We start from the raw sequence: 26,143 nt of genomic DNA, 5'->3' as shown, positions 1-26,143 counted from the left end.
AAAGCACTCAGAAGCTTATTTCGGGTTTGAATACACAGGTGGATTGACCAGAGGTAAACGGTTCGAAGAAATTTGACGCACAATTTGTTGTGCCACATCATCAATAATCACTTCGTTTAAGAATTTTTGTTCCTGATCATCGGTATTCACCGTTGCGACATCGTATTGATAGCTGCGCGATGCCATGACGGTACGAGGTTCGGTAATCGGGTTGCCTTGCGCATCTTCAATACGGAATGTCACACTCAAACGTAATAAGGTTTCTACCAGTTTGCCATTCAATTCCAAGCGACGTGGCGTAAAGTCAAGTACACGCAGTACATAGGCATTCGGGGCATTACTGAGTTGTACGCCTGCCGTACCCAGATGAATAGAAAGTTTTTCTTCTAATTCTTCAGCATTGCTCGGTAAAGCTAGGCTCATTTTTGAATAAGCCACAGGTGCAATACTTGGGTTGCTGCCTTTAAGATGAAAACCACAGCCGACTGAGCCAGCACTGAGTCCACAAGTTAAAACAATGACTGCTAGACGTTGGCTAAAGTGCATGTGCTGTCCTCTGTAATATTTTCGAAAATTCTAAAGTGGAAGTTGAGAATATCTTGATTGTAGGTGCAAAGCCCGTTGACTGACAACGGGCTTTGTTTGGAAATTGTGAAATCCTTCAGAAAGTTTCTTCTCCCTCTAGGATGAGGGGGTATATATTTGCCTCTCCCTAGCCCTCTCCTAAAAGGATAGGGAAATTAAGGATTTAAACCACCAAATTCACTAACTTATTCGGTACCACAATTTCTTTCTTGGTTGGGCCAGTCAAGAATGGTTGTACTTCTGGTAAGGCTTTGGCAAGTGCAAGAATATCTTCTTTAGAAGCATCTATCGCGACATCGAGCTTGCCACGTAATTTACCATTTACTTGTACCACAATCGTTTGAGTATTGCGGGTTAATGCAGACTCATCGACCACGGGAAATAGAGTAGCGGTTAATTCAATTCCGAACTCTGCCAATAAGGTCTGGCTTAAGTGAGGTGCAAATGGTGCAAGCAAGGTTAATAAAGTCACAATCGCTTCGCGTTCAACTGCAAGGTCTTGTTCGCTCTGTGCTTCAAACTTGTTGCAAGCATTCAAGAGCTCCATCAATGCGGCAATCGCAGTGTTGAACGCATGACGACGCTCAATATCATCCTCTACTTTTTGAATGGTTTCATGGGTTTTGCGGCGTAAGTCTTGTGCTGCTGTAGCAAGTTTGCTGCTGTCAATTGCAGTTACATTACTGCCTTTTTCAAGGAATCCTGCCGCTAAACGCCAAACACGTTTTAAGAAGCGGTTAGCACCTTCAACGCCTGCATCTGACCATTCTAAAGACTGATCGGGTGGTGCAGCGAACATCATAAACACACGTGCAGTATCTGCGCCGTATTGATCAATAATGGCTTGCGGGTCGATACCATTATTTTTCGATTTCGACATTTTTTCCTGACCGCCAACAATCACAGCTTGACCATCGCCCGTATATTTGGCAGAAAGAACACGACCTTTTTCGTCTTTTTCAAGTTCAATATCGGCAGGGTTAAACCAAGTTTTTTTACCGTTTTCTGCTTCACGATAGAAAGTATCTGCCAAGACCATGCCTTGAGTCAGTAAGTTGGCAAATGGTTCATTGCCTTGTACCACGCCTTCATCACGCATGAGTTTGTGGAAGAAACGCGCGTACAATAAGTGCAAGATGGCGTGTTCTACACCACCAATATATTGATTGACTGGCAACCAAGTTTGTGCAGCTTCTTGCTTGACCATACCGCCCGTAAAATCTGGAGATGCATAGCGTGCGTAGTACCAAGATGATTCTACAAAAGTATCCAAAGTGTCGGTTTCACGACGTGCTTCGCCACCACAGCAAGGGCAGGTGGTTTGGTAGAATTCAGGCATTTTATTGAGTGGGTTGCCTGAACCATCTGGCACAACATCGGTAGGTAAAATCACAGGCAGTTGATCTTCTGGAACAGGGACTTGGCCACACTTTTCACAGTTGATCATTGGAATTGGGCAACCCCAATAACGTTGGCGTGAAACACCCCAGTCACGTAAGCGGAATTGTACTTTTACATTGGCTAAACCTTGTGGTTCTAATTTTGCCAATAGTGCATCAAATGCTGCTTGGAAATCTAAACCATCAAATTCGCCTGAATTGACCAATTTACCTTCTTTAGAGCCGTACCATTCTTGCCACTGAGTTGCGTTAAAGCCCGTATCTTCAGCACCTTTGGCATCAATCACTTGAATAATTGGCAATTGGAATTTATTGGCAAATTCAAAATCGCGCTCATCATGAGAAGGTACAGCCATCACTGCGCCAGAACCGTAAGACATCAACACGTAGTTGGCAATCCATACAGGTAGTTCTTTACCTGTTATAGGATGCTTCACAAATAAGCCAGTCGCCATCCCTTTTTTTTCGGCAGTGGCAAGATCAGCTTCCGCCACAGAACCCATACGGCATTCTTCAATAAAGGCTTTTAATTGTGCATTGTTTTCTGCTGCTTTTAACGCCATTGGATGTTCTGCTGCCACAGCCACATAAGTTGCGCCCATTAAGGTGTCGGCACGCGTGGTAAAAACAGTCAGACCCTCTGCATAAACTTCTGGATTTGCCGATGGGAATGTGATTTCCATCCCTTGCGAACGACCAATCCAGTTGCGTTGCATGGTTAAAACTTGCTGTGGCCAACCATTTTTTAAGGTTTCTAAATCATCTAATAGTTCTTGGGCATAATCGGTAATGCGGAAGTAGTACATTGGAATATCACGTTTTTCTACCAATGCACCTGAACGCCAACCACGACCATTTTCGACCTGTTCATTGGCCAACACTGTTTGATCGACAGGATCCCAGTTGACTGTCGAGAGTTTGCGATAAATTAAACCCTTTTTATACAGTTGCACGAATAACCATTGTTCCCAGTGATAATACTCTGGGGTGCAGGTGGCAAATTCACGATCCCAATCTACCGCCAAACCCAATTTTTTCAATTGGTCACGCATGTAAGCGATATTTTCAAAAGTCCATTTAGCAGGGGCAACCTGATGCGCAATCGCTGCATTTTCTGCAGGTAAACCAAAAGCATCCCAACCCATTGGTTGTAAAACGGTTTCACCCTTCAAACGGTGAAAACGACTAATTACATCCCCGATGGTATAGTTACGCACGTGACCCATGTGTAGTTTGCCGCTTGGGTAAGGGAACATCGAGAGGATATAACGACGTGGACCTTCGACAGTGTCGGCAACTTTAAAGGCTTTGCGAGATTCCCAGTCGCTTTGGACTTGAGGTTCAATCGCACTGGCTTGATATTCAGGGTCAATGTGAGTAGTCATAAGGTTAAATCAGGAATAAACGGTTAAAAAAGTGTGTCACACAGCATAGCGCAAAATGCAGATAAATTGAATTTTGCGCGTGGGATTGTGCAGTAAAATTTAAGCGAGTCGAATTTTATGGATTAAAATATCAAACTTGTGGACTGGCACGTTCTTATTGTGCTTGATTTAAAGCAGCATTGGCTTCACGTTGTTGCTGATCCATGAGTGAATTTCCTACAGGATGATTTGTAGTTGGTGTCGTTTGTTGGTTTGTTGCAGTAGGTGCTGGGTTCACAGCAGGATTTGCAGGAGTGGCAACGGTTGGTGCTGAATTTCTCCAGCCATAGGTATCGACTTTACCTTTTTTCTTGGCAGTTTTTGGTGGCGGTGTTGTGGTGTAATGGGTTGAACCATTTGCATCGACCCACTTGTAATATTGTTTTGCAGAAACGGCACTGGTGGCAAAAATTAAAATCAAGCTTGCAGAAAGACAACTCAAGCGGATCATTGGTGTTTTCATGTTTGGACGTCCTGAGCAAAAAGGTAAATGGCAGAAAACCAATTACAAAAAAATTATGTTGGCTAAATTTTAGCAATAATTACCCATGAAGCTAGGATTTATTGACAATTTTTTGATGATTTTTATCTGCAATAGTGCTTGTTTAAAATTGGGGCATGGGCTTGCCTATTTGCGAGTTAAAATAAGCTGAATTACGTTGGTGAATCATAACCAAGCGCTTTATATATTTTTTTAACTCATTCTTTATTTTTATGAATGTAATATGAAAAAATTATAAAAAATTCATCAAATATCTGAAGTTATTTGTTTTATATGGAAATATTAGACTTTGGATTAAATTGTGATGGATGACACAAAGCTTAAAAAATACCCAGTTTATCAATAAAGCAGAAAAAGCCGATTTTTAAACTTGACTTTAGTCAGGTAAACTACAAAAATGCACACTTTAGTTTTATGTGCCTTAGATCGATCACCCTTCGAATAAGTGTCATGTCATGCAATGGGCAACTTCTCTAGCCGAGAAGCTGAACAAAGCTTATAAAATGTGTTTACCCCAACACGTTTTAGATCTCATATTGCTTATACGGTAATCAGATCAGAAATTTTTCCTATTGCCATGAAAACTATGAAATATGTGTGCTATAACAGTGCAGGAATTAATGAACAAAACACTGCAGGTGTCTCCCATTTTGCAGTGACAAGACTAGGGTGAATCACGTTGGAACTTTTATCTGGTGGTGAAATGCTCGTTCGCGCATTGGCGGACGAAGGCGTTGAACATGTTTTTGGATACCCAGGCGGCGCAGTACTTCATATTTACGATGCGTTCTTTCAACAAGACAAAATTAATCATTACCTTGTGCGTCATGAGCAAGCTGCTGGTCATATGGCAGATGCCTACTCGCGTGTAACAGGTAAAACCGGTGTGGTACTGGTGACTTCAGGTCCAGGTGCAACCAACACGGTAACTCCAATTGCAACGGCTTATATGGACTCAATCCCAATGGTGATTTTGTCTGGTCAGGTTGCGAGTCACTTGATTGGTGAAGATGCCTTCCAAGAAACCGATATGGTGGGTATTTCACGTCCAATCGTAAAACATAGTTTCCAAGTGCGCCATGCCAGCGAAATTCCTTCGATTATTAAGAAGGCATTCTATATTGCATCTTCAGGCCGTCCAGGTCCTGTGGTGGTTGATATTCCTAAGGATGCAACCAATCCAACGGAAAAATTTGCGTACGAATATCCAGAAAAAGTGAAGATGCGTTCGTATCAACCGCCGCATCGTGGTCACTCAGGTCAAATTCGTAAAGCGATTGATGAATTATTAAATGCCAAACGTCCTGTGATTTATTCAGGCGGTGGCGTGGTTCAAGGCAATGCATCTGAGCAATTGACTGAACTTGCGCACATTTTGGGCTTTCCTGTAACCAATACATTGATGGGCTTGGGTGCGTTCCCGGGTAATGATCCACAATTTATTGGTATGTTGGGGATGCATGGCACGTATGAAGCTAACATGACCATGCACAACGCTGATGTGATTTTGTGTATTGGTGCGCGTTTTGATGACCGTGTAACCAATAATCCAGCAAAATTCTGTCCAAATGCCAAAGTCATTCATATTGACATTGACCCAGCGACCATTTCAAAAACCATCATGGCACACATTCCAATTGTAGGTGCAGTTGAACCTGTACTTCAGGAAATGTTGGTTCAATTGAAGCAATTAAATGTGTCTAAGCCAAACCCTGAAGCGATTGCTGCATGGTGGAATCAGATTAATGAATGGCGTAAGGTTCATGGTTTGAAATACGACAAACCAACCGATGGCACGATGAAGCCGCAACAAGTGGTTGAAGCTTTAGATAAAGTGACCAATGGTGATGCAATTATTACATCTGACGTTGGTCAGCACCAAATGTTTGGCGCGAACTACTATAAGTACAAGCGTCCACGCCAATGGTTGAACTCTGGCGGTTTAGGAACGATGGGTGTAGGTTTACCGTATGCAATGGCGGCTAAACTGGCATATCCAGATCAACAGGTTGTATGTATTACAGGTGAAGCATCGATTCAGATGTGTATCCAAGAGCTTTCTACCTGTAAGCAATATGGTTTAAACGTTAAGATCTTATGCTTGAATAACCAAGCTTTAGGTATGGTTAAACAATGGCAAGATATGAACTATGAAGGTCGTCACTCAAGTTCTTATGTTGACTCATTGCCTGACTTCCCTAAATTGATGGAAGCTTATGGTCACGTTGGTATTCAAATTAACCATGCCGATGAGCTTGAGTCTAAGCTTGCAGAAGCGATGGCGATTAATGACAAATGCGTATTCATTAATGTCATGGTTGACCGTACAGAGCACGTTTATCCGATGCAAATTGCGGGTCAATCCATGAAAGATATGTGGTTAGGTAAAGGGGAGCGCACAGAATGAGACACATTATTTCCGTTCTCGTTGAAAACGAATCAGGTGCGCTTTCTCGTTTAGTGGGTTTATTCTCTCAACGTGGTTATAACATTGAGACTTTAAATGTTGCACCAACTGAAGACCCAACACTTTCACGCTTAACGCTTACGACTTATGGTGATGATCATAAAATTGAGCAAATCACCAAACAACTGAATAAATTGGTTGAAGTGGTTAAAGTCGTCGACTTGTCAGAAGGTCCACATATTGAACGCGAATTGATGCTAATTAAAGTCAAAGCATCGGGTGCTGCACGTGCTGAAATTAAACGCACTGCTGACATCTTCCGTGGACAAATTGTTGATGTCACACCTACGACTTATACCGTGCAGCTTGCGGGTACAACTGAAAAATTAGATGGTTTTATTGATGCGATTGCAGAAAACACTATTTTAGAAGTTGTGCGTTCAGGTGTGTCGGGAATCGCACGTGGCGAAAAAGTTTTAACCATTTAACTAATTTTATAGTTAATTTTATTCATCGAATTCATTCCATCCCTAAGGATGGAACGCTTACTTTAGTACTGAATAGACAAGTACTTGAGTAAGATAGGAATCCAAAGCATTTTAGCGGAGACAGCAATGCAAATTTTTTACGATAAAGACTGCGACTTATCTATCATTCAATCTAAGAAAGTAGCGATCATTGGTTACGGTTCACAAGGTCACGCGCACGCGCTTAACCTGAAAGATTCTGGTGTAGACGTCACTGTAGGTTTACGTGCTGGTTCTGCTTCATGGAAAAAAGCTGAAAATTCGGGTCTTAAAGTTTCTGAAGTTCCTGCTGCTGTTGCTCAAGCTGACTTAGTTATGATTTTGACTCCAGATGAGTTCCAATCACAACTTTATCGTGACGTGATTGAGCCAAACATCAAGCAAGGCGCAACTTTAGCATTTGCTCACGGTTTCTCTGTACTTTATAACCAAGTTGTCCCACGTGCGGACTTAGACGTCATCATGGTTGCACCTAAAGCACCTGGTCACACTGTACGTTCTGAATTCCAACGTGGTTCAGGTGTTCCTGATCTTATCGCGATTCATCAAGATGCTTCTGGTAATGCACGTAACGTTGCGCTTTCTTACGCTTCAGGTGTGGGTGGTGGTCGTACAGGTATCATCGAAACTTCTTTCCGTGAAGAAACAGAAACAGACCTTTTTGGTGAGCAAGCAGTTCTGTGTGGCGGTGCTGTTGAATTGGTTAAAATGGGCTTCGAAACTCTTGTTGAAGCGGGTTATGCACCAGAAATGGCTTACTTCGAATGCTTACACGAGCTTAAATTGATCGTTGATTTGATGTTCGAAGGCGGTATCGCTGACATGAACTATTCAGTATCTAACAATGCTGAATATGGCGAGTATGTAACAGGTACTGAAGTAATTAATGAACAATCACGTGAAGCAATGCGTAATGCACTTAAACGTATTCAATCTGGTGAATATGCGAAGATGTTCATCCAAGAAGGTGCGTTGAACTACCCATCAATGACAGCTCGTCGTCGTCAAAATGCGGCGCATGGTATCGAAGTTACGGGTAACAAATTACGTGCAATGATGCCTTGGATTCAAGCGAACAAGATCGTAGACAAAGAAAAGAACTAAGGTTGCGTTACGTGCCTTAAAAAATGGGAAAGCAGTGCTTTCCCATTTTTTCGTACTTTGGATTCAAGCGAACAAGATTGTAGACAAAGATAAAAACTAAGTTTTAGTTTAATCTTTAAAAAAACCTTATTTGATATAAGGTTTTTTGCGTATGAAGTAAATATTGCTACGTGCCTTGCGCTTCATTTAAAGCAGTGTTTTGAATTCCTTGCGCTTCGCTCAGAACAATGTTTTCGCTCCTTGTGCTTCATTCACAGTAGGGTTTTGGGTCCTTATGCATTATTCTAATCATCCATCCCAAATACGTCGCGCGTATAGACCTTGTTATGCACATCATGAAGCAGTGAACATTTACGGTTACAGACAATTAAATCAGCACGTTGTTTAAACTCGGCTAAATCGTGAATCACTTTGGAATTTAAAAACTTTTTCTGATCTAATTCGGGTTCATAAATAATCACTTTTATGCCATAGGCTTTCAGATATTGCATCACGCCTTGTATAGCAGAGGCACGAAAATTATCTGAACCACTTTTCATGGTCAGGCGATAAATCCCAACCACTTTGGGTTGCTGTTTGCGAATGGATTCTGCAATAAATTCTTGACGGGTTTGATTGGCATCTACCACGGCTTTAATCAAGTTGCTTGGAACTTGAGCATAGTTTGCCAGTAATTGTTTGGTGTCTTTGGGTAAGCAATATCCGCCATAACCGAAGGATGGGTTATTGTAAAACTGACCAATACGTGAGTCTAAACAGACACCATCAATAATTTGACGTGTGTCTAGGTTGTAGATTTGAGCATAGGTATCTAACTCATTGAAATAAGCGACACGCATCGCCAGAAAAGTATTGGCGAATAGCTTAATCGCTTCGGCTTCGGTAGCTTCGGTAAACAGCACTGGACAGTCTTTTATGATTGAGCCTTCTAACAGCATATTCGCAAAAAGTTTGGCACGTTCTGATTTTTCACCCACAATAATCCGCGAAGGATAAAGGTTGTCATGTAGCGCTTTACCTTCGCGCAAAAATTCAGGTGAAAAAATAATATTTTCGGTGTGATATTTTTGTTTGATGTGTTGGGTAAAACCTACAGGTACAGTGGATTTAATCACCATGGTTGCCAAAGGATTAATCGCCAATACATCTTGAATGACCGCTTCAACACTTTGTGTATTGAAGTAATTGGTCTCTGGGTCATAATCGGTAGGGGTGGCAATAATCACAAAATCGGCATGTTGATAGGCATCGATTTTGCAATGAGTGGCTTGAAAATTTAATTCTGATTTTGTTAAAAATTCAGAAATTTCTTGGTCGCGAATGGGTGAGATGCGTTGATTGAGTAATTTAATTTTTTCTGCTTGAAGATCATAAGCCATGACCTGATGATGTTGAGCAAAAATCATGGCATTAGATAAACCGACGTAACCTGTACCTGCGATTGCGATTTTCATATTCAATCAAATTTCTTATTATTTATATGTTTTTAATGTGGTGAAAATATATTCAAGCTCGATGACGGTTTGGTGAAGGTTATATGTCGAGTCATTGGGGATAGATCGCTTTGCTTACTTTAACTGCTTTGATCGAGTAAAATAATATGATTCGTGCTTTAGATCTGGTGGGTGAATATGCATATTGTATATGTAAGTGATGGCAAGGCTGGTCATCGCTCTCAGGCATTAGGTCTTTTTAAGGCAATGCAAAAGCAAACAGATATTGAGCTCACTTTTGAAGAAATTTCGATTGATCATTTACCATTGTTGAGTTTGTTGGCCGCATATAAGAAACAAAAACTTGCAGCAGTATCGCAGCCACCAGATTATATTGTTGGGGTAGGCAGTCATACACAATTACGTGTTTTTTTGATGGGCAAGGTTTTTCCGCAAGCGAAAACTGTCATTTTAATGAAGCCAAATTTTCCATTGTCTTGGTTTGATTATGTGGCTATTCCTGAACATGATGGTGTACCAGAGCAGGCAAATGTGATTGTTACACAAGGTGCGCTGAATCCAATTGAAAATGAGCAGCGACACATAGCAAACCGTATTTTGATTGCATTAGGTGGTTCATCTAAACGGCATGTTTGGAATGCAGATAAGGTGTTGTCTGCGATTGGGCAGATCGTGCAGCAGAATATGCAGTGTGAGATTATTTTGACGAGTTCTAGGCGTACACCTGCTGATTTTTTAGCGACATTGGCTCAGCAAAGTTTTGCTTCACAATTGCAAATTTTCCCAGTTGAAGAAACGCCGCAGGGTTGGATTTTTGAAGAGATGCAAAAAGCGGAAGCAGTATGGGTGACTGAAGATAGTGTGTCTATGATATACGAGGCACTCACCGCAGGTTGTAAAGTAGGGCTTATTCAGATAGATCGAGTGAAAGAGGATCGGATTACGCGTTCGGTACAGCATTTAGTTGATCAAAAAATTGTATCGAATGCCAGACAAATTGCTCAATTATATTCTACGACTGCTTTTAAAGAAGCAGAGCGTGTGGCAACATATCTTTTAATCAAGTAGCTGTGATTGAATCGTGATTTATATTCTGATTGTTTTATTTATATTGTTGTTCGCATTCAGTTATAAGTACGCATGGTGGAAGCCAGCAGTAGATTGGAATAGACCACGTATATTAATGTATCACATGGTTCGTGAGCATATTCATGGTGCCAAGTTTAATAAATTACGGGTTAAGCCTATTGAGTTTGAAAAGCAAATAGCATGGCTTAAAGCAGAGGGTTTTAACTTTGTAACTATGCAGGAACTGCAGGATAATTGGGGGAATCACCCAGAAAAAACAGTTGCGATTACCTTTGATGATGGCTATTTAGATAACTTGGAAAATGCTTTTCCCATTTTAGAAAAATATCAAAGTAAAGCGACGATTTATGTAGTGGTAGACCGACATGATCGAGATTGGTCAACCTATAAAAAAGCGCACCATAACAGTGGTGAGTTGGCGCGTGAACCAAAGCTGAATGATGAGCAAGTCTGGTTTTTAGCAAATTCTGGTTTGGTGGAAATAGGTTCTCATACGCTAACACATGCCAATTTGGATAAGCTGAATGATGAAGAATGTTTACATGAGTTGGTTGATTCGAAAATTCAGCTAGGGCATTTAACACAACAATCTGTAAATAGTTTTGCCTATCCTTTCGGCATTTATTCTGAGCGCGATGTGCGTTTAGCAGAGCAGGCAGGATATAGTAATGCAGTAACAACACAAGAAGGTATAGATGGAAAAATGCCTGATTTTATGCAGTTACAGAGGATTAAAGTCAGCGGAAAAGATTCATTATTTGCTTTTAAATTACGAATGAAATTGGGGAAGCGGGCTTAATAGCTTTCTCTGCTATTAATTTTCCTTACATGATCTAATTGATTGAAGTAAGTTGTAAGCTTCATCCGATGTTTGTTCCATGTTTGAATTGGATGAAGATGACTTGTTAAGTAAATGACGAAGTCTGAAAATTTTCGCTGGGGTGTGTGGCGTATACTTTTCCAATAGGTTGAAATTGCTTTTTTGATCAGTAGTTTTTTATTTTGTTCAGCAATATCTGGATAGTCTCGGATAAAATCATCAATTGTGAAGAACATATCATGGTGTTGTTGTTCTAGATGGCGGGATAGGCGGTTTTCCCCACGAATAGATTTTGTTTCAGTCTCATCTAAAATAACAAAAACACTATGTAAGTCACTAGAGATTATTTTTTTTGAATATTTGGATAAGTTCAAAGCTAATGATTCATCTTGAATAAATATATTTTCATTGCAACCTTTAGACTTTTGAAATAATTCACGTGTACACATAACGCACATCTGCATAATATTATTTTCAAGTACATAATTTAAAGGTGTTGTGCTAGATTGCCATGTTGCAAGAGTATGCCTCTGAATTTCATTTAGATCGTGAATTTTCACCTTTTCTGCATAACATAAATCGGCATTTTGCTTTTGCATTTCTGCTAAAAACATATTGAGACGATTAGGTGCTAAAATATCATCAGCATCCATGAAAAATAGATAATCGCCAGTTGCAGAAAATGCACCTTGATTTAAGCGAACAGCTGGACCTTTATTATCTGTATTTTGAATGATTTTGATTTTTGGATAAGTCTCTATTAGATATTTACTGTTTTTGCTCCATTGTGGGTCTGTAGAGCAGTCATCTACCACAATAATTTCATGTAAATTTTTATCTTGCGGTTGTAGTGATTCAATGGTTCTATTGAGTAATAAACCTTTATTATAATGAGTGAGGATGACTGAAATCATTTTAATATCCTAAATTACGTTTAAATGCTTGAACAATCGGTCTAATTAAATCTAAGTCTTGGGTGTTTTTTAAATCAGGACGCTTAAAATTCTCTGCCAAATTTTGTCTCTGCATTAGATTGTATTGTAGATATTTACAATTCAAAGGCTCCAAAACAGATTTGGAACTATAAATTGAGCTAACTAAACGGCCACTTTGAATTGTTTCTGCCAGCATGGAGGTACTGTCTTCAGTAACAAAAATATAGCTGGACTGTTGAATAAGCTGCACCAAAGATAAAGCATTTTCAGTTTGAACTAAATGTAATTGAATATTTGAGGGAATAGAGGTCTTTTGAAAATAGCCTTCTAAATTAGGTGTGCGGCGAGAATTGGTAATTAATCCTTTCAACTGATTTTGAGCACAAAAAGCAATAAATTTTTTAATCATTTTTTCAAAATCTTCAGTTGAAAAAGGATGCTCATCTGTCGGACCACCTAAAACTAATAAAGCCGTAGTTTGATCAAGCTGATCATACTGTAAGGTAAAAAAGTCTTTTTTTACTGGAGGGGTAGTTAGCACTACTTGGTCAGAGTCCGTTTTTTGTTCTAGTGCTGTAATGGTACAGTTGACCAACTGTCCATTTACCTTGCGCAAATCGCCCGCATAAAATATTGGAACTTTTAATTTCCGGCTTATCGCAAGGCCATAGAGCAAATTTGGCATGCCTGAACAAATAATACAGTCAATATTTTGCTTGTGTGGCAAATCATTAAAAAGAATATGTGAGCAAAGATCGAATAAATAAGGATACCAAGTCAGTTTTTTTAACAGGCTGATCTGCCATTTTTTTATATCAGGAGTTTCTGCATTTTTTAAAGTTGTTGCATAAGCTGTTTCTAGGCAGTCATATACGCCAAGGCTGGGATTTAAATGTCCAGCACGTTGGTCATGAATGAGGAGAACTGCAAGACTAGGTTTGCTTTTCATAATATTTGAAAGTTTGATCTATCTATTTGGTATGGTAGCAAAATTCATTAAATTTGTCAGAACTGCTAGTTATGAGCTAAGTGTGTAATTTAAGAAAGGGGAATAGATTAAATAAGTTTAAAATATTAGAATATTGAGATAAAGGGTCACTGCTTAAATTGTTTTAAGGTTATATTTTGAAAAAATTGAAGATTATTAATACTGTATATGGTGATGCAACTGGCGGTAGATGGCAAGCTATGTTGAATATTGCCGATACCTTAGAGCAGATAGGAGGACATGAAGTTGTTCTATTGCGTGGTGAGGAAAATAAACATTTAAGCAGTGGTCAACGTCCTATTCATGTAATTCCAAATACTGGATTCTATAGCATTATTGCTGCCATGAAGGTTCGAAATTTTATCCAACAGCAACAACCGGATGCTGTAATCGCTCATAGTGGAAAAGCGGTATGGCTTTTCAAGAATGCTATGATTGGTATGGAAAAGAAAATTCCTGTTATTGCAGTTAATCATAGTCATAATGTGAAACGGACAGTGCGTGCAGATGCATTTATTCATATTACTCCTTATATTCAGGATTTAGTTAAATCAAGGCTCACTAAGGAGCAAGATGAACATAAAATGCATCGTGTCATTTCAAATCTTATGCATTTACCTGATGAGCCAGCACTTCCATCTCCTTTGAAATCTCCACCAACTATTGGCATGCTGACACGAATGATTCCAAATAAGGGAGTTCATGTTGTAATTGAAGCTATACATATACTTAATAAAAGAGGAATATCTATAAATGCTATTCTTGCTGGTGATGGCGAGAATAAACAAGAATATCAAGAAATGGTAAAGAGCTTCGGAATTGAACATCTAGTAAAATTTCCTGGCTGGGTAGATGCTCAACAAAAAGTCGAGATTTATCATCAAGCAGATATGATGGCGATTACCTCATTAACTGATATTCAACCACTCGGTATTTTAGATGCATTTGGCTGGGGAAAGATCGTATTGAGTAGTGATCATATTGGACCTATGCAAGTATGTAAGCATCGTGAAAATGCTTGGGTTAGTAAAGTTGGAGATCCTGAAGACTTGGCTAATGGTATTGAATATCTGATAAATCATCCAGATGAAGCATTAGAAATTGCACAAAATGCAAAACAAGAAGCATTAAATATTTATAGCTTTGAACAAATTGCGAAAGAGCATAATAAGTTTATTTCAGAAGTGGTTGAGTATTTTAATAGTTTAAGAGCAAAGTCTTAAATTTCAACTGTTTTTTAAATATAGAGTTGCGTAAACCTTTAGATTGATAGAGTAAATAATGAATTTTCTTATAGTTGGAGCTGGTTTTACAGGTGCTGTTATTGCCAGAGAGTTGGCCCAACAGGGACATCAAATCACGGTGATTGATCAGCGTTCTCATATTGCTGGAAATTGTCATACTTTACGAGACGAGAATACAGGGATCATGGAGCATGTCTATGGACCACATATTTTTCATACAAGTGATGAATTAGTATGGAAATATATTAATAAGTTTGGTGAGTTTGTTCCTTACATTAATCGTGTGAAAACAACATATAATAATGAAGTATATTCGTTACCAATTAATTTACATACGATTAATCAATTTTATAAAAAAAGTATGAACCCTCAAGAGGCAAAGGATTGGATTAAATCAATTGCATCAGATGATATTCAAGAACCAAAAAACTTTGAGGAGCAAGCTTTAAAGTTTATTGGTAAAGATTTATATGAGTCTTTTTTTAAAGGTTATACTAAAAAACAATGGGGATGTGAACCGAGTAGTTTGCCTGCCAGTATTCTAAAGCGTTTGCCTGTTCGTTTTAATTATGATGATAATTACTTTTCACATAAATATCAGGGTATGCCTCGAGATGGTTATACTTATTTAGTGCAAAATATTTTATCACATGAAAATATTGCTATTAAACTTACTACAAAATTCGATGCTGTATTAAAAAATGAATTTGATCATATCATTTGGACGGGCAAGCTTGATGAGTGGTTTGATTACAAAAAAGGTCATTTAGGTTATAGAACTCTAGATTTTATTAAGTTTGAGGCGGAAGGAGATTTTCAAGGTACTGCAGTAATGAATTATGGAAATGAAGAGGTTCCATTTACACGTATTTCAGAGCACAAGCACTTTACACCTTGGGAAGAACATCATCGAACTATTTATTTTAAAGAATATAGTCGAGCATGCACAGAAAAAGATATTCCTTATTATCCTATTAGATTGGTTGATGACAAAAAAATCTTAGATGAATATATAAAGCTTGCTCGGGATGAGCGAGGAGTAACATTTGCAGGACGATTAGCAACTTATCGTTATATGGATATGGATGTAACAATAAGAGAGGCTTTAGATTTGTCAGAAAAAATGCTTAAAGATATCGTACAAGGAAAACTGATTGAAAGTTTTTACCATCAGGAGGGTATTTCCTGATGAAACATGAGGTCTACATCGCAACGCACAAAGCATATGATTTTCCATATATAGAGCCTTATATTCCGATTCATGTTGGAAAGGAAAACTCATTATTAGATCTAGGTATTATCGGTGATAATACTGGAGATCATATATCTCACCTTAACTCTTCATTTTGTGAATTAACAGCTTTGTATTGGATGTGGAAAAATTCTGAGGCAAAAATATTAGGATTAGTACACTATCGACGTTATTTTGTGAATCAACAAGGTGAGCTACTAACAACAAATGATATTAGCCAATTAGCTGAAAATCATATTTGGGTCGCAAAGAGAAATCAGTTCTTTAAAGTTAAAAAAGTTTTTGGATTAAGATTTTCAAAAAAAGCTATTAGCGTTAAAGAACATTATGAAAAAGATCACTATCTGGCTGACTTTATTTTATTACGTCAAATAATTGAGAAGAATAGTCCTGAATATATTAAGGCATTTGATTGTTTGAGTAATTCGATTAAAGGAATATCTTTATTCAATATGTTTGTCATGCATAAAATTTGGTTAGACAAATACTGTAATTGGATGTTTAAAATTTTATTTGAGCTTGAAAAAGAATTAGATATTTCTTCTTATAATTCATATCAAAAAAGAATATTTGGTTTTTTGTCTGAGCGATTATTTAATGTGTTTTTATTGCATCATAATAATGAAATAAAAGTAAGTGAAATTGATGTCGTAATGAAATAATATTAGACTTCTTGCGTTAGTCACATTTTAAGTAGCCAAAAGCTATATTTTATGAGGCTTTAGCCAATTCAAAAATTAGATAAAACTATACTTTCGCAAGAGGTCTATTATTTGTTTAATATATATTTCTCGTAATATGTGCTGTTGATACTCTGTGATAGGGTATCAACTCTATGAGAAAGCTTATAAATTTTTATACTGTCTTGTTCTAATCGATAATTATTTGTAGGCGTGATAGGTTCGAAAAGTATTTCTGCAAGTAAGAAGATGTTATCCGCTAGATTTTCATTTTGTTCAAGTTGTAATTTAAATGAAGGTATATATTGATATGCTAGTTTAATAATATAATCTAATAAAAAGTAATCAATTACTTTGTTGTTTTTTGACCAATAATTTATTAATGCATCATATATAAATTTAGGGGTTGAGTCATTGGTACCAAATTTTATAAAGTTGCATGACCATTTCCCCTCAGGAAGCCATTTTTTAAAAAAATTTTCTGTACTAGAAAGCGTGAAAAAATTTTTTTTCAAAATTTTTGATGGTATTCCATTTATGCATAAATATGTTGCATCAATCCACATACCTCCATATTGAGATAACAATGCAAATCGAAGTACATCTGAAAAGTGAGCGGGTTGAATAATCTTTTTTTCAAATTTTTGTACTAGAAAATCTGGCATATCAATGAACTTATCATAATTTTTAAGATCTATAATAATTACATTACTATGATTTTTCTGTAGAGATGTGATGCATGTTTTGACAAGTGGAGGGGCATTCTCTATACCTTGTAGCCAACATACCCAGATTATATCGGAAGATGAGTTTGTAGACTGATTTATAGCGTCTACAAATAGGTATCCATTCTGTTCATATAAATATTGAAGTAACGACTTTTGATAGTATTTTTGAGCTGATTTTTCTAAAGAATTTAACCCAAGTTTCTTAAATAATTTGGGGGCTTTTTTAATTAGTCTTAAATAAGTCAAGTTCAAGGGGAACACCAATATTTTGAATGAGTAGGCTAATTTAAATTATTGTTTATCCGCATTCCCCGCCAACACCATATAAATTAGTCCCACAAAAATCACAAATGCACCGCCAATAGAACTTAAGCTAAAGTACAAAATACGGTCATTGGTGTCTAAGGCAAACAGGTTATTGGCCAGAATATAACGCATGAATAACCATTGAGCGACAGCAAATACAATTAGCATAATGCCACGATTACGAACTGCAGGACGCATAGCCATAGTAACGCTCAACTCAAAATTCAAAACGAAGCGCTATTATGCCACTAGCTTAGCTTTATCTCAATTCATAAAAAACCCTGCAAATTTGCAGGGTTCTTCTCACATTCTCAAAACTTATTCTTGAGATTCTGCTTTTGGTTTTTCACGTAAACGAATACCCAAATCACGCAATTGAGTCGCTTCAACTGGTGCTGGTGCTTGAGTCAATGGACATTCAGCTGTCTTAGTTTTCGGGAAGGCAATTACATCACGAATAGACGATGCGCCTGTCATCAACATCACCAAACGGTCTAAACCAAATGCCAAACCACCGTGCGGAGGCGCACCATATTTCAACGCATTCAGTAAGAAGCTGAATTTCTCTTCGGCTTCTTCTTCTTCAATACCTAAAGCTTCAAAAATCGCTTTTTGCATTTCTAAAGTATAAATACGTAGTGAACCACCACCAATTTCAGTACCGTTCAACACCATGTCGTACGCGACAGATAAAGCTTCACCTGGGTTGCTCTTTACATCTTCAACGCTTGATTTTGGCAAAGTGAATGGGTGATGCACAGAGGTCCATTTACCATCATCAGTTTCTTCAAACATTGGGAAATCAACCACCCAAAGCGGTGCCCATTCGCAAGTTGCAAGGTTCAAATCGTGACCAATTTTCACACGAAGTGCACCCATCGCATCGTTTACCACTTTGGCTTTATCTGCACCAAAGAATACGATGTCACCATTTTCAGCGCCTACACGTTTTAATAGATCAAGCACGATTGGCTCAATAAATTTCACGATTGGAGATTGTAAGCCTTCAATACCTTTTTCAAGTTCATTGACTTTGATGTAAGCCAAACCTTTTGCACCGTAGATGCCAACATATTTGGTGTACTCATCAATCGCGCTACGTGGTAATGAACCCGCGCCAGGTACGCGAAGCGCAACAATACGACCTTTAGGGTCTTTCGCAGGGCCTGCAAATACTTTGAACTCAACGTCTTGCATTAAGTCTGCAACATCTACCAATTTCAGTGGAATACGCAAGTCTGGCTTATCAGACGCATAATCTCGCATTGCTTCCGAATATGGCATACGTTGGAATTTTTCGAATTTCACGCCTAGAAGCTCATCGAACATCTTCACGGTCATGCCTTCCATCAAATCCATAATGTCATCGTCACTCATGAACGATGTTTCAATGTCGATTTGAGTAAACTCTGGCTGACGGTCTGCACGTAAATCTTCGTCACGGAAACATTTAGCGATTTGGTAATAACGGTCAATACCGCCCACCATCAACAATTGTTTAAATAATTGTGGAGATTGTGGTAGAGCGTAGAAGCTACCGTTAGATACACGGCTCGGCACTAAATAGTCACGTGCACCTTCAGGCGTTGCACGTGTCAAAATTGGGGTTTCAACATCCAAGAAACCATGATCGTCTAAATAGTTACGAATCAGGTTGGTGACTTTAGAACGGAAACGTAAGCGATCTAACATTTCTGGACGACGGATGTCCAAGAAACGGTATTTCAAACGAATTTCTTCTGAAATGTTGGTATTTTCGTCGTTTAATGGGAACGGAGGCGTTTCAGATGCTGCAAGAACTTCAATTTCCTTGCCTAAAACTTCAATTTGTCCACTGACCATATTGGCATTTTCTGTGCCTGCATAGCGACGACGTACACGACCTGTAATTTTTAATACAAATTCTGAACGTGCTTTGTCTGCAGTTGCAAATGCTTCTGGAGTGTCTGGGTCAATCACGACTTGCACAAGACCATCACGGTCACGCATGTCTAGGAAAATTACGCCACCGTGGTCACGACGACGGTGTACCCAGCCACACAGGGTCACGGTTTGATCAATTTGAGCTTCGGTTAAAGAACCGCAATAATGAGTTCGCATCATAGCGTTAAAAATCCAACTATATGGGTTAAGGAAGCGAATACGTAAACAGCGCACCGCCTTTAGCAAAGGTAGGATTATGCCTCTTTGGGCATGTGGCGACAAGAACTTGCCGCAAAAACAGCGGGTTTTTAGCCGGAATTTGATTGAAACTGAAGAATGTAGGCAGGTGAAAGAGAAAGTAGAGCGATAGAGCTTTTATTCCATCCGCCTTTGAAAATCTAAAATCAGAAATAGCATGCAGCCCAAACTCAACATGAGTAACGCGCCTTGACTAAATTCATTGATGGCGCGTCCCGTAAAATAATATAGTTCGGCTTGCCAAGTCGCATCGGGGATATGCCGTGCATAATCCCAAAGTGAAAAACCACCAAATACAATCGACAAGATAATTAGACCAATGGCATAAACGTGAATTTTAGTGCTTACAGAGCTGAGCTGCCGATGCTTGCGATAATAATCCAGGCTCATCCATAACAAAAAAGGCAGCACCAAAATAGAACTGCCAATTTGCAGTACGCGATGCATTGGATAAATACCTGTTCCTAATTGTACCGATTGTGCTAAAAAATCTTGAAAGGCAAAACTACGAAAGTCGTGATGGGTTAAACCATCCCAAATTAAATGGGTAGCATTGCCAATCAATAAGGCGAGAATCAAGCCACCTACAAACCCAAGTGCAGATTTTATTGTGTTTAGATTTAAAGGGTGATGGATTCCCACAAAGCGATACAATGCAGGGCGATAGAGCAAATACCACAGCGCACAAAAGACAAGCCCCAATAATAAATTTGGATACAGCAATGCTGACCATAAATGAGGAGTGGGATCATGACGCAAAGTAAACAGGCGGTGTAAATCTGGCAACATCGTACCTATTGCGAGAGCAGCGATGGGCAGACGTTGTCCTGAAAGCTTGGCGAGTGGTGGGGCAAGTACCGCATGTGAGAGCGTAAAGGGCATACCAATTCAAAGTAAAGAATATAAAAAATCAAAATAAATTGTGCTGAATAGCTTAATTGAGAATACAGAATAACAATGTTTTTTATTGCAATGTTAATGAAATGTTATATTATAACATTAATTATTTTTACTAATTTGAGCATGGGTCATGTCGTTCCATAAAAATTTAATAACACTTTCCATTTTTTCAGTGCTGACACCTGCAGCATTCGCCAATACTGAAAGCAGTAGCACACAACTGGCAACCATTCAGTTACAAGCACATCCTTTGGTGCAAACTGCTGCAGACTTTGCAGTGGCAGATCATGTGATTGATCAAAAAACGTTGGCAGAGCGCAGTACCACCATTGGTGATGCGATGGCAGATGAGCTAGGTGTATATTCCAATCAATATGGCTCAGGTTCTAGCCGCCCTGTCATTCGTGGACAAGATGGCCCACGGGTTAAAGTGCTGCAACATGCTTCAGAAACTGCCGATGTGTCTATGCTTTCACCAGACCATGCTATCACTGTAGATCCGATTTTAGCCAAACAAGTTGAAATTATTCGTGGCCCATCAACATTACTTTATGGTGCAGGAACGGTTGGTGGCTTAGTTAATGTGACTGATCAAAAGATTCCAACTCAAATGCCAAATAATGGTTTAGAAGGACAGGTAGGTTTACGTTACAACACGGGTAGCGATGAAAAGTTGGCGAGTGCGGGGGTAACTGCAGCACTCAGTGATCAATTTGCGCTGCGTATTGAAGGTTCAAAACGTAAAGCCAATGATTACATCACGCCAAATTATTGGGTAGAACACCATGATGATGAAGCAGGGCATGAAGATCATGATCATGATGATGAAGGCACACATTTAGATAAAGCACGCCGTGTAGACAATACCTTTGCTGAAGGGCAAACCGTGAATATTGGTGGATCATGGATTCATGATCGTGGTTTTGTAGGTGTGTCTTACAGTAACCGTCAAGACAAATATGGATTGCCAGGGCATAGCCATGAATATCATGATTGCCATCCCCATGGAAATAAATTGCATTGCGGAAGTCATGACCCTGCACCACAACCAGATCCACATGACGAACACGAACATGCACATGGTGGCCCGTGGATTGATTTGGAATCACACCGTTATGATTTACGTACTGAGTTTGATCAACCCTTTGCAGGTTTTGATAAACTTCGTGCGCACGCCAGCTTTACCGATTATGAACATGATGAATTAGAAGAAAATAAAGTTATCAGTAACTTTAGAAGTAAAGGCTACGATGCTCGATTAGAGTTGGTTCATCAACCTATTGCGGGTTGGGAAGGGGTGTTTGGTACACAGTATAGTCAGCAAAAAATTGATTTAACTGGACAAGTAGAACAACACGGCGATCATTCTCACGAAACCGTACCTATGCCTGATACCAAAACTCAAAAATATAGTTTATTCGGTTTAGAGCATAAACAATTTGGCGATGTGCATGTTGAACTCGGTGCACGGGTTGAACATCAAAAAATTGATGTCGATGCTCAGAAAAAAGATTATTCAGATACAGGTGTATCTGCTTCTGCCGCAGCCAACTGGCAGTTTGCACCGAACTATAAACTATCCCTTACAGGTTCACATCAGCAGCGTTTACCGTTGGCACAAGAGCTTTATGCAAATGGCATCCACTTTGCAACAAACACTTATGAGCGTGGCAATGCAAATTTAGATGTGGAAAAGTCGAATAATTTAGAACTTGGTTTGCACTATGAAGCTGACAAACTGGATTATTCGTTGCATGTCTATCATAACTGGTTTGATAACTATATTTATGGTGCAACTACTGACCATAAGGAAACTTTCCGTTTAATTGATTATCAACAAGACAAAGCCAAATTCTACGGTACAGAAGCTAAGTTAGGGTATCAGATTAGCCCTGATTATAAACTCAGTGTGTTTGGTGATTATGTGCGTGGTGAAATTGACAATCAAAATGCACCACGTGTACCTGCAGGGCGTTTGGGGACTAAAGTGGATGCCAATTTTGCCGATGGTTGGTCGGGTATGGCGGAATATTATCGTGTCTTTAAACAAGACAAGGTTGCTTATTTAGAGCAAGAAACAGCAGGCTATAATATGGTCAATGTTGGTGTGGCTTATGCAGGCAATTCTGCCAACAAACAAGATTATCGTGTGTATTTTAAAGCCAACAACTTGCTCGATGATGAAGTGTATTCACATGCCTCATTCTTGTCGAATATTCCACAAGTGGGTCGTAACTTTACAGTTGGTGTGGAATTTGGCTTCTAAAATTCAATTTGCTTTGAGCAGGATGTCTGCGTGAAAACACAGAAATCCTCTTGAAAATCCAAACAATTAAACCTAGTCTGAGCGCATCGGACTAGGTTTTTTGTTATGCGTATCTTTCAGCGAATTCATCAAAAATTGAATTGGTCGCCTCGGGCGTATGTGGGACTTATTATAAGTTTTCTGGCTTTAGGTTATTTGTCCTCGGCTATTTACCACAGTCTTAAACCGTTACCAGATGGTCTGAATTACACCGGAAAATTACGCCATGCACCTGTCAAATTTATTGCCGATCAGACCTATATTGATGCGCAAGGTGTTCAGCAACAACAGCATCAAATTTTTAATGAAATTTTAGGGCTGATTGATGCAGCACAAAGCACGATTGTATTGGATATGTTCTTATTTAACTCTGAAGTGGGAACGTCTAAACAGCAGCATCAACCGCTAACGCAGCAACTCACCGATGCTTTAATTCATAAACGTCGGATGCAGCCGAATATTGAAATCAAAGTCATTACTGATCCCATTAATTCGGTATATGGTGGCATCGCACCTGAGCATTATCGTCAATTGCGTCAGGCGGGTATTGACGTGATTGAAACAGATTTGACCCCGCTGCGCGCATCGAATCCGCTGTGGTCGGGGTTTTGGTATCTCTGCTGTCAGGGCATTCCAAATAATGCCGAAAAGGGTTGGCTACCCAGTCCGTTCGGCAAAGATAAAATTACCTTACGTAGTTATTTTAGCTTGCTTAATTTTAAAGCCAACCATCGTAAAACCATGGTGGTCGATACCGCCGAAGGTTGGAAAGCATTGGTCACGTCGTTTAATCCACATGATGGCAGTTCACGTCATTCCAACAGCGCGTTATTGGTGACGGGCAATACTGCAGTAGATGTATTGAAAACAGAACAAGCCGTCGCGCGGATGTCGCAGGGCAATCTGTCTGGGGTGATTGTGGGGGAGTTTGAGGCAGATTCGTCTTATCCTCAAGTGCAAGTCCTCACTGAACAAGCCATTTTAGAGGGCAGTTTGACACTGATTCGCCAGACCAAAGCGCAAGAGCATCTGGATTTGGCGATGTTCTATTTATCGGAGCGACAAATCATCAAGGCACTGATTGCTGCACAACAACGTGGCGTACAAGTGCGAGTATTACTGGACCCGAATAAAGATGCTTTTGGACGTGAAAAAAATGGCATTCCAAATCGACAGGTGGCGGCAGAATTACATGCTGCAGGGGTGAAGGTACGCTGGTGTAATACTCAAGGCGAGCAATGCCACAATAAAATGCTGATGAGATCGAATACCACACAGGCCGAATTGATTTTAGGTTCTGCCAATTTCACCGCACGTAATTTAAAAAACTATAATTTAGAAAGCAACTTGCGTGTGGTCGGACAGGTGCAAGACCCTGTATTTCAGGATGCTCAGCATTATTTTAATACCGCATGGTCAAACCTTGAAGGTAAAAATATGAGTGTGGATTATGCGGTGTATGCCGATGAGTCGAAGTGGAAATATGCGCTGTATCGCTTTATGGAATGGAGTGGTTTATCGACCTTTTGATTTTTAAATTCTATGCCTTGAACTCAAAAATCCCTCTTGTTGTAAGAGGGATTTTTTTGAGCCGAATATTACTTTACAGGATTTGGCGGCACCATTTCATCCAAATCTTTATCACTCATTTGATCTAACTCGGCAATATCGGTTTTGATTTTCCATTGTGCTTCATCATCCACAGGATTGGGTAAACGCGCTTCTAACCAATCACAAACCACATCTGGGCTAAATTCTGGATGGTTACATTGAATTACCCACGATAAAAAATCTTTGGCTTCACCATTCATATACGGTGGCGGTGAAACAGGTAAGAATTGAGTCGGCAAGCGTTCATCTCTGGAAATATAATTCAGCACATGCCCCAACTCCTGCACAGTTTGCCATGCTAACGGATGTTCTACATCAATTTGAAATTTGAACCACCATGCATGCTGACCGTCTGAACCATAAGCGTCTACACGGGCTTGCTGTACACTTGGAACTTTGCAGAAAAACTGATGAAGGCGGTCAAAATTTAATTCAGGCACGAGGTTTCATCCAATTTCAAAAAAAATGTATCTTAGCATAGGGGCTGGAGATATTTCATAAATGGCGAGCCGTGTCGGTGAAATCTGCGGAGATGAAAGTTTAAAATTGCTGATTTTTTATTCATTGTTTATCCTTAATTGGAGCTTAGAATAAAAATATGAAAATAGGAGTGCTAGATATAAAAGTCGCGATTTTAACTGCATTGAGTGGCATGCTATTTTTAGGTGTGTCGATGCAGAGCTTGGCCGAAACCAATCGTTGGGCAGGATATACAGGCGTCAATACACAGCGTGATCAGCATCGTCCTTATTCGCCACAACATCGTCCTGCTTATCCGCAGCATCGACCTTATCATTCACAGCAACCCTATTCCTATCCACCACATTATCCATACCATCAACGACCTGTGCCGCAGTGGGGGCAGCCCACGATTCGTAGTGGCATCAATATTCAATACAATGCGCCAAGTACTGTGCAATATAACCACCAAAGTTACAGTTGGGTAAATGGTGAGCCAAGTAGCGCACATATAGAAAGTTCGACCTATCGTGTGGTGACCGACTGGCAGCACTTGGGTTTACCCGCTCCGCCACGAGGTATGTACTGGATTTTTGAACATGGGCGTTATGTGTTGGTGGCAAATCGTTGAGAAAAAAGTGAAATCATAGACATCAATGCTTCTAGATATTGAGTATCTAGAAGCATTTTTTTGACCTATTTTAGATTTTTACGCCAATTCATCATCTTCTGGGCGAGGGGTTTTGCCTTGTGCTAAAGGCTTTTCACTGTGCTTGTCTCGAATAACGGAAGGGTAATGCCAAGATGCAAAACGCACCACTAAAATTGCAGCGGCTAAAATTAAAATTGAACCAGTAATAATCACTAAATCGAGATCAGCTTTATGGTCGTGTTGAATATCTGAAATTAACAAACGGGTTAGTGCGGTAATGGCAATATAAATTAAAAAACGTACAGGCATGTGATTGGTTTTAAAATAAATACCCACCATTGCCCCCAGTTCTAAATAGATAAAAAGCAATAAGATGTCATCAATAGTGGCATATTGTTTGATGGTGAAAATATCAATTACCGTATGTCCAGCAGACCAAATGACCATACAGCCAATGATAAAGAGCGCAAGATAATGAAAACTTTCTACTGCCCAATTGCCATATTTGTCTAATAGGCTTTCAACTGCTTGAATATTTTTATCTATTTTTGAACGACGTACTGCCATTTTCACCTTCTGTTTAAGTATGG

At 39.3% G+C, this 26,143-nt stretch carries 23 protein-coding genes; 11 read left to right on the top strand and 12 right to left on the bottom strand.

Annotated features, from left to right (window positions below; translation table 11 throughout):
* Positions 1-15: 15 nt before the first annotated feature.
* From K1T76_RS10880 to K1T76_RS10870, 3 genes are all read right to left on the bottom strand, one after another.
* Positions 16-546 carry an LPS-assembly lipoprotein LptE gene (locus tag K1T76_RS10880; RefSeq protein WP_230245364.1) on the bottom strand — a complete coding sequence of 177 codons (531 nt, stop codon included), beginning with the start codon at positions 544-546 and terminating at the stop codon, positions 16-18.
* A 202-nt stretch (positions 547-748) separates the two neighbouring features.
* The gene (gene leuS / locus K1T76_RS10875) at positions 749-3,370 is read right to left on the bottom strand and encodes a leucine--tRNA ligase (RefSeq protein WP_230245363.1); all 2,622 of its coding nucleotides are present in this window, start codon (positions 3,368-3,370) and stop codon (positions 749-751) included.
* Positions 3,371-3,524: 154 nt separating this feature from the next.
* Positions 3,525-3,860, bottom strand: a complete 336-nt coding sequence (locus K1T76_RS10870) for a DUF4124 domain-containing protein (RefSeq protein WP_394804452.1) — start codon at positions 3,858-3,860, stop codon at positions 3,525-3,527.
* A gap of 730 nt (positions 3,861-4,590) precedes the next feature.
* Between K1T76_RS10870 and K1T76_RS10865 the strand changes: the two genes are divergently transcribed.
* The 3 genes from K1T76_RS10865 (at position 4,591) to ilvC (ending at position 7,949) form a co-directional block, all read left to right on the top strand.
* Positions 4,591-6,318 (top strand): acetolactate synthase 3 large subunit, encoded by a 1,728-nt coding sequence (locus K1T76_RS10865; protein WP_230245362.1) that lies wholly within the window; start codon positions 4,591-4,593, stop codon positions 6,316-6,318.
* The gene (ilvN, locus tag K1T76_RS10860) at positions 6,315-6,806 is read left to right on the top strand and encodes an acetolactate synthase small subunit (RefSeq protein WP_004974986.1); all 492 of its coding nucleotides are present in this window, start codon (positions 6,315-6,317) and stop codon (positions 6,804-6,806) included. Before K1T76_RS10865 ends, ilvN begins: the two co-directional genes overlap by 4 nt.
* 126 nt (positions 6,807-6,932) lie before the next feature.
* Entirely contained in the window at positions 6,933-7,949 is a 1,017-nt protein-coding gene (gene ilvC / locus K1T76_RS10855) for a ketol-acid reductoisomerase (protein WP_004974988.1), read from the top strand.
* A gap of 284 nt (positions 7,950-8,233) precedes the next feature.
* Here the strand turns inward: ilvC and K1T76_RS10850 are convergent, their stop codons facing one another.
* Positions 8,234-9,403, bottom strand: a complete 1,170-nt coding sequence (locus K1T76_RS10850; protein ID WP_230245361.1) for a nucleotide sugar dehydrogenase — start codon at positions 9,401-9,403, stop codon at positions 8,234-8,236.
* Between the two features lie 177 nt (positions 9,404-9,580).
* Between K1T76_RS10850 and K1T76_RS10845 the strand changes: the two genes are divergently transcribed.
* Together K1T76_RS10845 and K1T76_RS10840 are read left to right on the top strand one after the other, a co-directional pair.
* Complete coding sequence (locus K1T76_RS10845) at positions 9,581-10,471, top strand: mitochondrial fission ELM1 family protein (RefSeq protein WP_230245360.1); 891 nt, start codon at positions 9,581-9,583, stop codon at positions 10,469-10,471.
* Positions 10,472-10,484: 13 nt separating this feature from the next.
* On the top strand, positions 10,485-11,291 hold the full coding sequence (locus K1T76_RS10840) for a polysaccharide deacetylase family protein (protein WP_230245359.1): 807 nt from the start codon (positions 10,485-10,487) through the stop codon (positions 11,289-11,291).
* On the opposite strand, the gene K1T76_RS10835 is transcribed toward K1T76_RS10840, so the two are convergent.
* On the bottom strand, positions 11,288-12,226 hold the full coding sequence (locus tag K1T76_RS10835; RefSeq protein ID WP_230245358.1) for a glycosyltransferase family 2 protein: 939 nt from the start codon (positions 12,224-12,226) through the stop codon (positions 11,288-11,290). The genes K1T76_RS10840 and K1T76_RS10835 overlap by 4 nt on opposite strands.
* A 1-nt stretch (position 12,227) precedes the next feature.
* A complete protein-coding gene (locus tag K1T76_RS10830; protein ID WP_034685952.1) occupies positions 12,228-13,196 on the bottom strand; it encodes an ELM1/GtrOC1 family putative glycosyltransferase in 969 nt (322 codons plus the stop codon).
* A 176-nt stretch (positions 13,197-13,372) separates the two neighbouring features.
* Between K1T76_RS10830 and K1T76_RS10825 the strand changes: the two genes are divergently transcribed.
* From K1T76_RS10825 to K1T76_RS10815, 3 genes are read left to right on the top strand one after another with little or no spacing between them, the layout of a single operon-like run.
* Positions 13,373-14,458 (top strand): glycosyltransferase family 4 protein, encoded by a 1,086-nt coding sequence (locus K1T76_RS10825; protein WP_230245357.1) that lies wholly within the window; start codon positions 13,373-13,375, stop codon positions 14,456-14,458.
* 58 nt (positions 14,459-14,516) lie between these two features.
* On the top strand, positions 14,517-15,668 hold the full coding sequence (glf, locus tag K1T76_RS10820; protein ID WP_230245356.1) for a UDP-galactopyranose mutase: 1,152 nt from the start codon (positions 14,517-14,519) through the stop codon (positions 15,666-15,668).
* A complete protein-coding gene (locus K1T76_RS10815) occupies positions 15,668-16,393 on the top strand; it encodes a DUF4422 domain-containing protein (RefSeq protein ID WP_230245355.1) in 726 nt (241 codons plus the stop codon). The genes glf and K1T76_RS10815 overlap by 1 nt, the downstream gene beginning before the upstream one ends.
* A gap of 107 nt (positions 16,394-16,500) precedes the next feature.
* Here the strand turns inward: K1T76_RS10815 and K1T76_RS10810 are convergent, their stop codons facing one another.
* The 4 genes from K1T76_RS10810 to K1T76_RS10795 all read right to left on the bottom strand — a co-directional run bounded on the left by K1T76_RS10810 (position 16,501) and on the right by K1T76_RS10795 (position 20,508).
* Positions 16,501-17,391, bottom strand: coding sequence for a capsular polysaccharide synthesis protein (locus K1T76_RS10810; protein ID WP_230245354.1), 891 nt, complete (start codon positions 17,389-17,391; stop codon positions 16,501-16,503).
* A gap of 39 nt (positions 17,392-17,430) precedes the next feature.
* Entirely contained in the window at positions 17,431-17,649 is a 219-nt protein-coding gene (locus tag K1T76_RS10805) for a hypothetical protein (RefSeq protein ID WP_034686420.1), read from the bottom strand.
* A gap of 114 nt (positions 17,650-17,763) precedes the next feature.
* Complete coding sequence (gene aspS, locus K1T76_RS10800; RefSeq protein ID WP_230245353.1) at positions 17,764-19,548, bottom strand: aspartate--tRNA ligase; 1,785 nt, start codon at positions 19,546-19,548, stop codon at positions 17,764-17,766.
* Between the two features lie 195 nt (positions 19,549-19,743).
* A complete protein-coding gene (locus K1T76_RS10795) occupies positions 19,744-20,508 on the bottom strand; it encodes a DUF4184 family protein (RefSeq protein WP_230245352.1) in 765 nt (254 codons plus the stop codon).
* Between the two features lie 148 nt (positions 20,509-20,656).
* On the opposite strand from K1T76_RS10795, the gene znuD reads away from it, so the two are divergent.
* Both znuD and K1T76_RS10785 read left to right on the top strand, forming a co-directional pair.
* Positions 20,657-22,792, top strand: coding sequence for a zinc piracy TonB-dependent receptor ZnuD (gene znuD / locus K1T76_RS10790; protein ID WP_230245351.1), 2,136 nt, complete (start codon positions 20,657-20,659; stop codon positions 22,790-22,792).
* Positions 22,793-22,897: 105 nt separating this feature from the next.
* Positions 22,898-24,361, top strand: coding sequence for a phospholipase D family protein (locus K1T76_RS10785; RefSeq protein WP_230245350.1), 1,464 nt, complete (start codon positions 22,898-22,900; stop codon positions 24,359-24,361).
* A gap of 68 nt (positions 24,362-24,429) precedes the next feature.
* Here K1T76_RS10785 and K1T76_RS10780 read toward each other — a convergent pair whose 3' ends face one another.
* Positions 24,430-24,882, bottom strand: a complete 453-nt coding sequence (locus tag K1T76_RS10780; protein WP_004975032.1) for a hypothetical protein — start codon at positions 24,880-24,882, stop codon at positions 24,430-24,432.
* Between the two features lie 179 nt (positions 24,883-25,061).
* On the opposite strand from K1T76_RS10780, the gene K1T76_RS10775 reads away from it, so the two are divergent.
* The gene (locus K1T76_RS10775; RefSeq protein ID WP_004975035.1) at positions 25,062-25,532 is read left to right on the top strand and encodes an RcnB family protein; all 471 of its coding nucleotides are present in this window, start codon (positions 25,062-25,064) and stop codon (positions 25,530-25,532) included.
* A 78-nt stretch (positions 25,533-25,610) separates the two neighbouring features.
* Here the strand turns inward: K1T76_RS10775 and K1T76_RS10770 are convergent, their stop codons facing one another.
* Complete coding sequence (locus K1T76_RS10770; protein ID WP_004975036.1) at positions 25,611-26,120, bottom strand: phosphate-starvation-inducible protein PsiE; 510 nt, start codon at positions 26,118-26,120, stop codon at positions 25,611-25,613.
* Positions 26,121-26,143: the final 23 nt, after the last annotated feature.

The sequence above is a fragment of the Acinetobacter sp. PW68 genome (assembly GCF_020982655.1).
Lineage (GTDB): Bacteria > Pseudomonadota > Gammaproteobacteria > Pseudomonadales > Moraxellaceae > Acinetobacter > Acinetobacter towneri_A.
This window is presented reverse-complemented; position numbering and strand designations above follow the sequence as displayed.

Coding starts and splice junctions, on each gene's coding strand:
- K1T76_RS10830 (WP_034685952.1), bottom strand. CDS start 13,196: ATGAAAAGCAAACCTAGTCTTGCAGTTCTCCTCATTCATGACCAACGT.
- K1T76_RS10805 (WP_034686420.1), bottom strand. CDS start 17,649: ATGGCTATGCGTCCTGCAGTTCGTAATCGTGGCATTATGCTAATTGTA.
- aspS (WP_230245353.1), bottom strand. CDS start 19,548: ATGATGCGAACTCATTATTGCGGTTCTTTAACCGAAGCTCAAATTGAT.
- ilvN (WP_004974986.1), top strand. CDS start 6,315: ATGAGACACATTATTTCCGTTCTCGTTGAAAACGAATCAGGTGCGCTT.
- leuS (WP_230245363.1), bottom strand. CDS start 3,370: ATGACTACTCACATTGACCCTGAATATCAAGCCAGTGCGATTGAACCT.
- K1T76_RS10845 (WP_230245360.1), top strand. CDS start 9,581: ATGCATATTGTATATGTAAGTGATGGCAAGGCTGGTCATCGCTCTCAG.
- K1T76_RS10785 (WP_230245350.1), top strand. CDS start 22,898: ATGCGTATCTTTCAGCGAATTCATCAAAAATTGAATTGGTCGCCTCGG.
- znuD (WP_230245351.1), top strand. CDS start 20,657: ATGTCGTTCCATAAAAATTTAATAACACTTTCCATTTTTTCAGTGCTG.
- K1T76_RS10770 (WP_004975036.1), bottom strand. CDS start 26,120: ATGGCAGTACGTCGTTCAAAAATAGATAAAAATATTCAAGCAGTTGAA.
- ilvC (WP_004974988.1), top strand. CDS start 6,933: ATGCAAATTTTTTACGATAAAGACTGCGACTTATCTATCATTCAATCT.
- K1T76_RS10835 (WP_230245358.1), bottom strand. CDS start 12,226: ATGATTTCAGTCATCCTCACTCATTATAATAAAGGTTTATTACTCAAT.
- glf (WP_230245356.1), top strand. CDS start 14,517: ATGAATTTTCTTATAGTTGGAGCTGGTTTTACAGGTGCTGTTATTGCC.
- K1T76_RS10870 (WP_394804452.1), bottom strand. CDS start 3,860: ATGATCCGCTTGAGTTGTCTTTCTGCAAGCTTGATTTTAATTTTTGCC.
- K1T76_RS10815 (WP_230245355.1), top strand. CDS start 15,668: ATGAAACATGAGGTCTACATCGCAACGCACAAAGCATATGATTTTCCA.
- K1T76_RS10850 (WP_230245361.1), bottom strand. CDS start 9,403: ATGAAAATCGCAATCGCAGGTACAGGTTACGTCGGTTTATCTAATGCC.
- K1T76_RS10880 (WP_230245364.1), bottom strand. CDS start 546: ATGCACTTTAGCCAACGTCTAGCAGTCATTGTTTTAACTTGTGGACTC.
- K1T76_RS10795 (WP_230245352.1), bottom strand. CDS start 20,508: ATGCCCTTTACGCTCTCACATGCGGTACTTGCCCCACCACTCGCCAAG.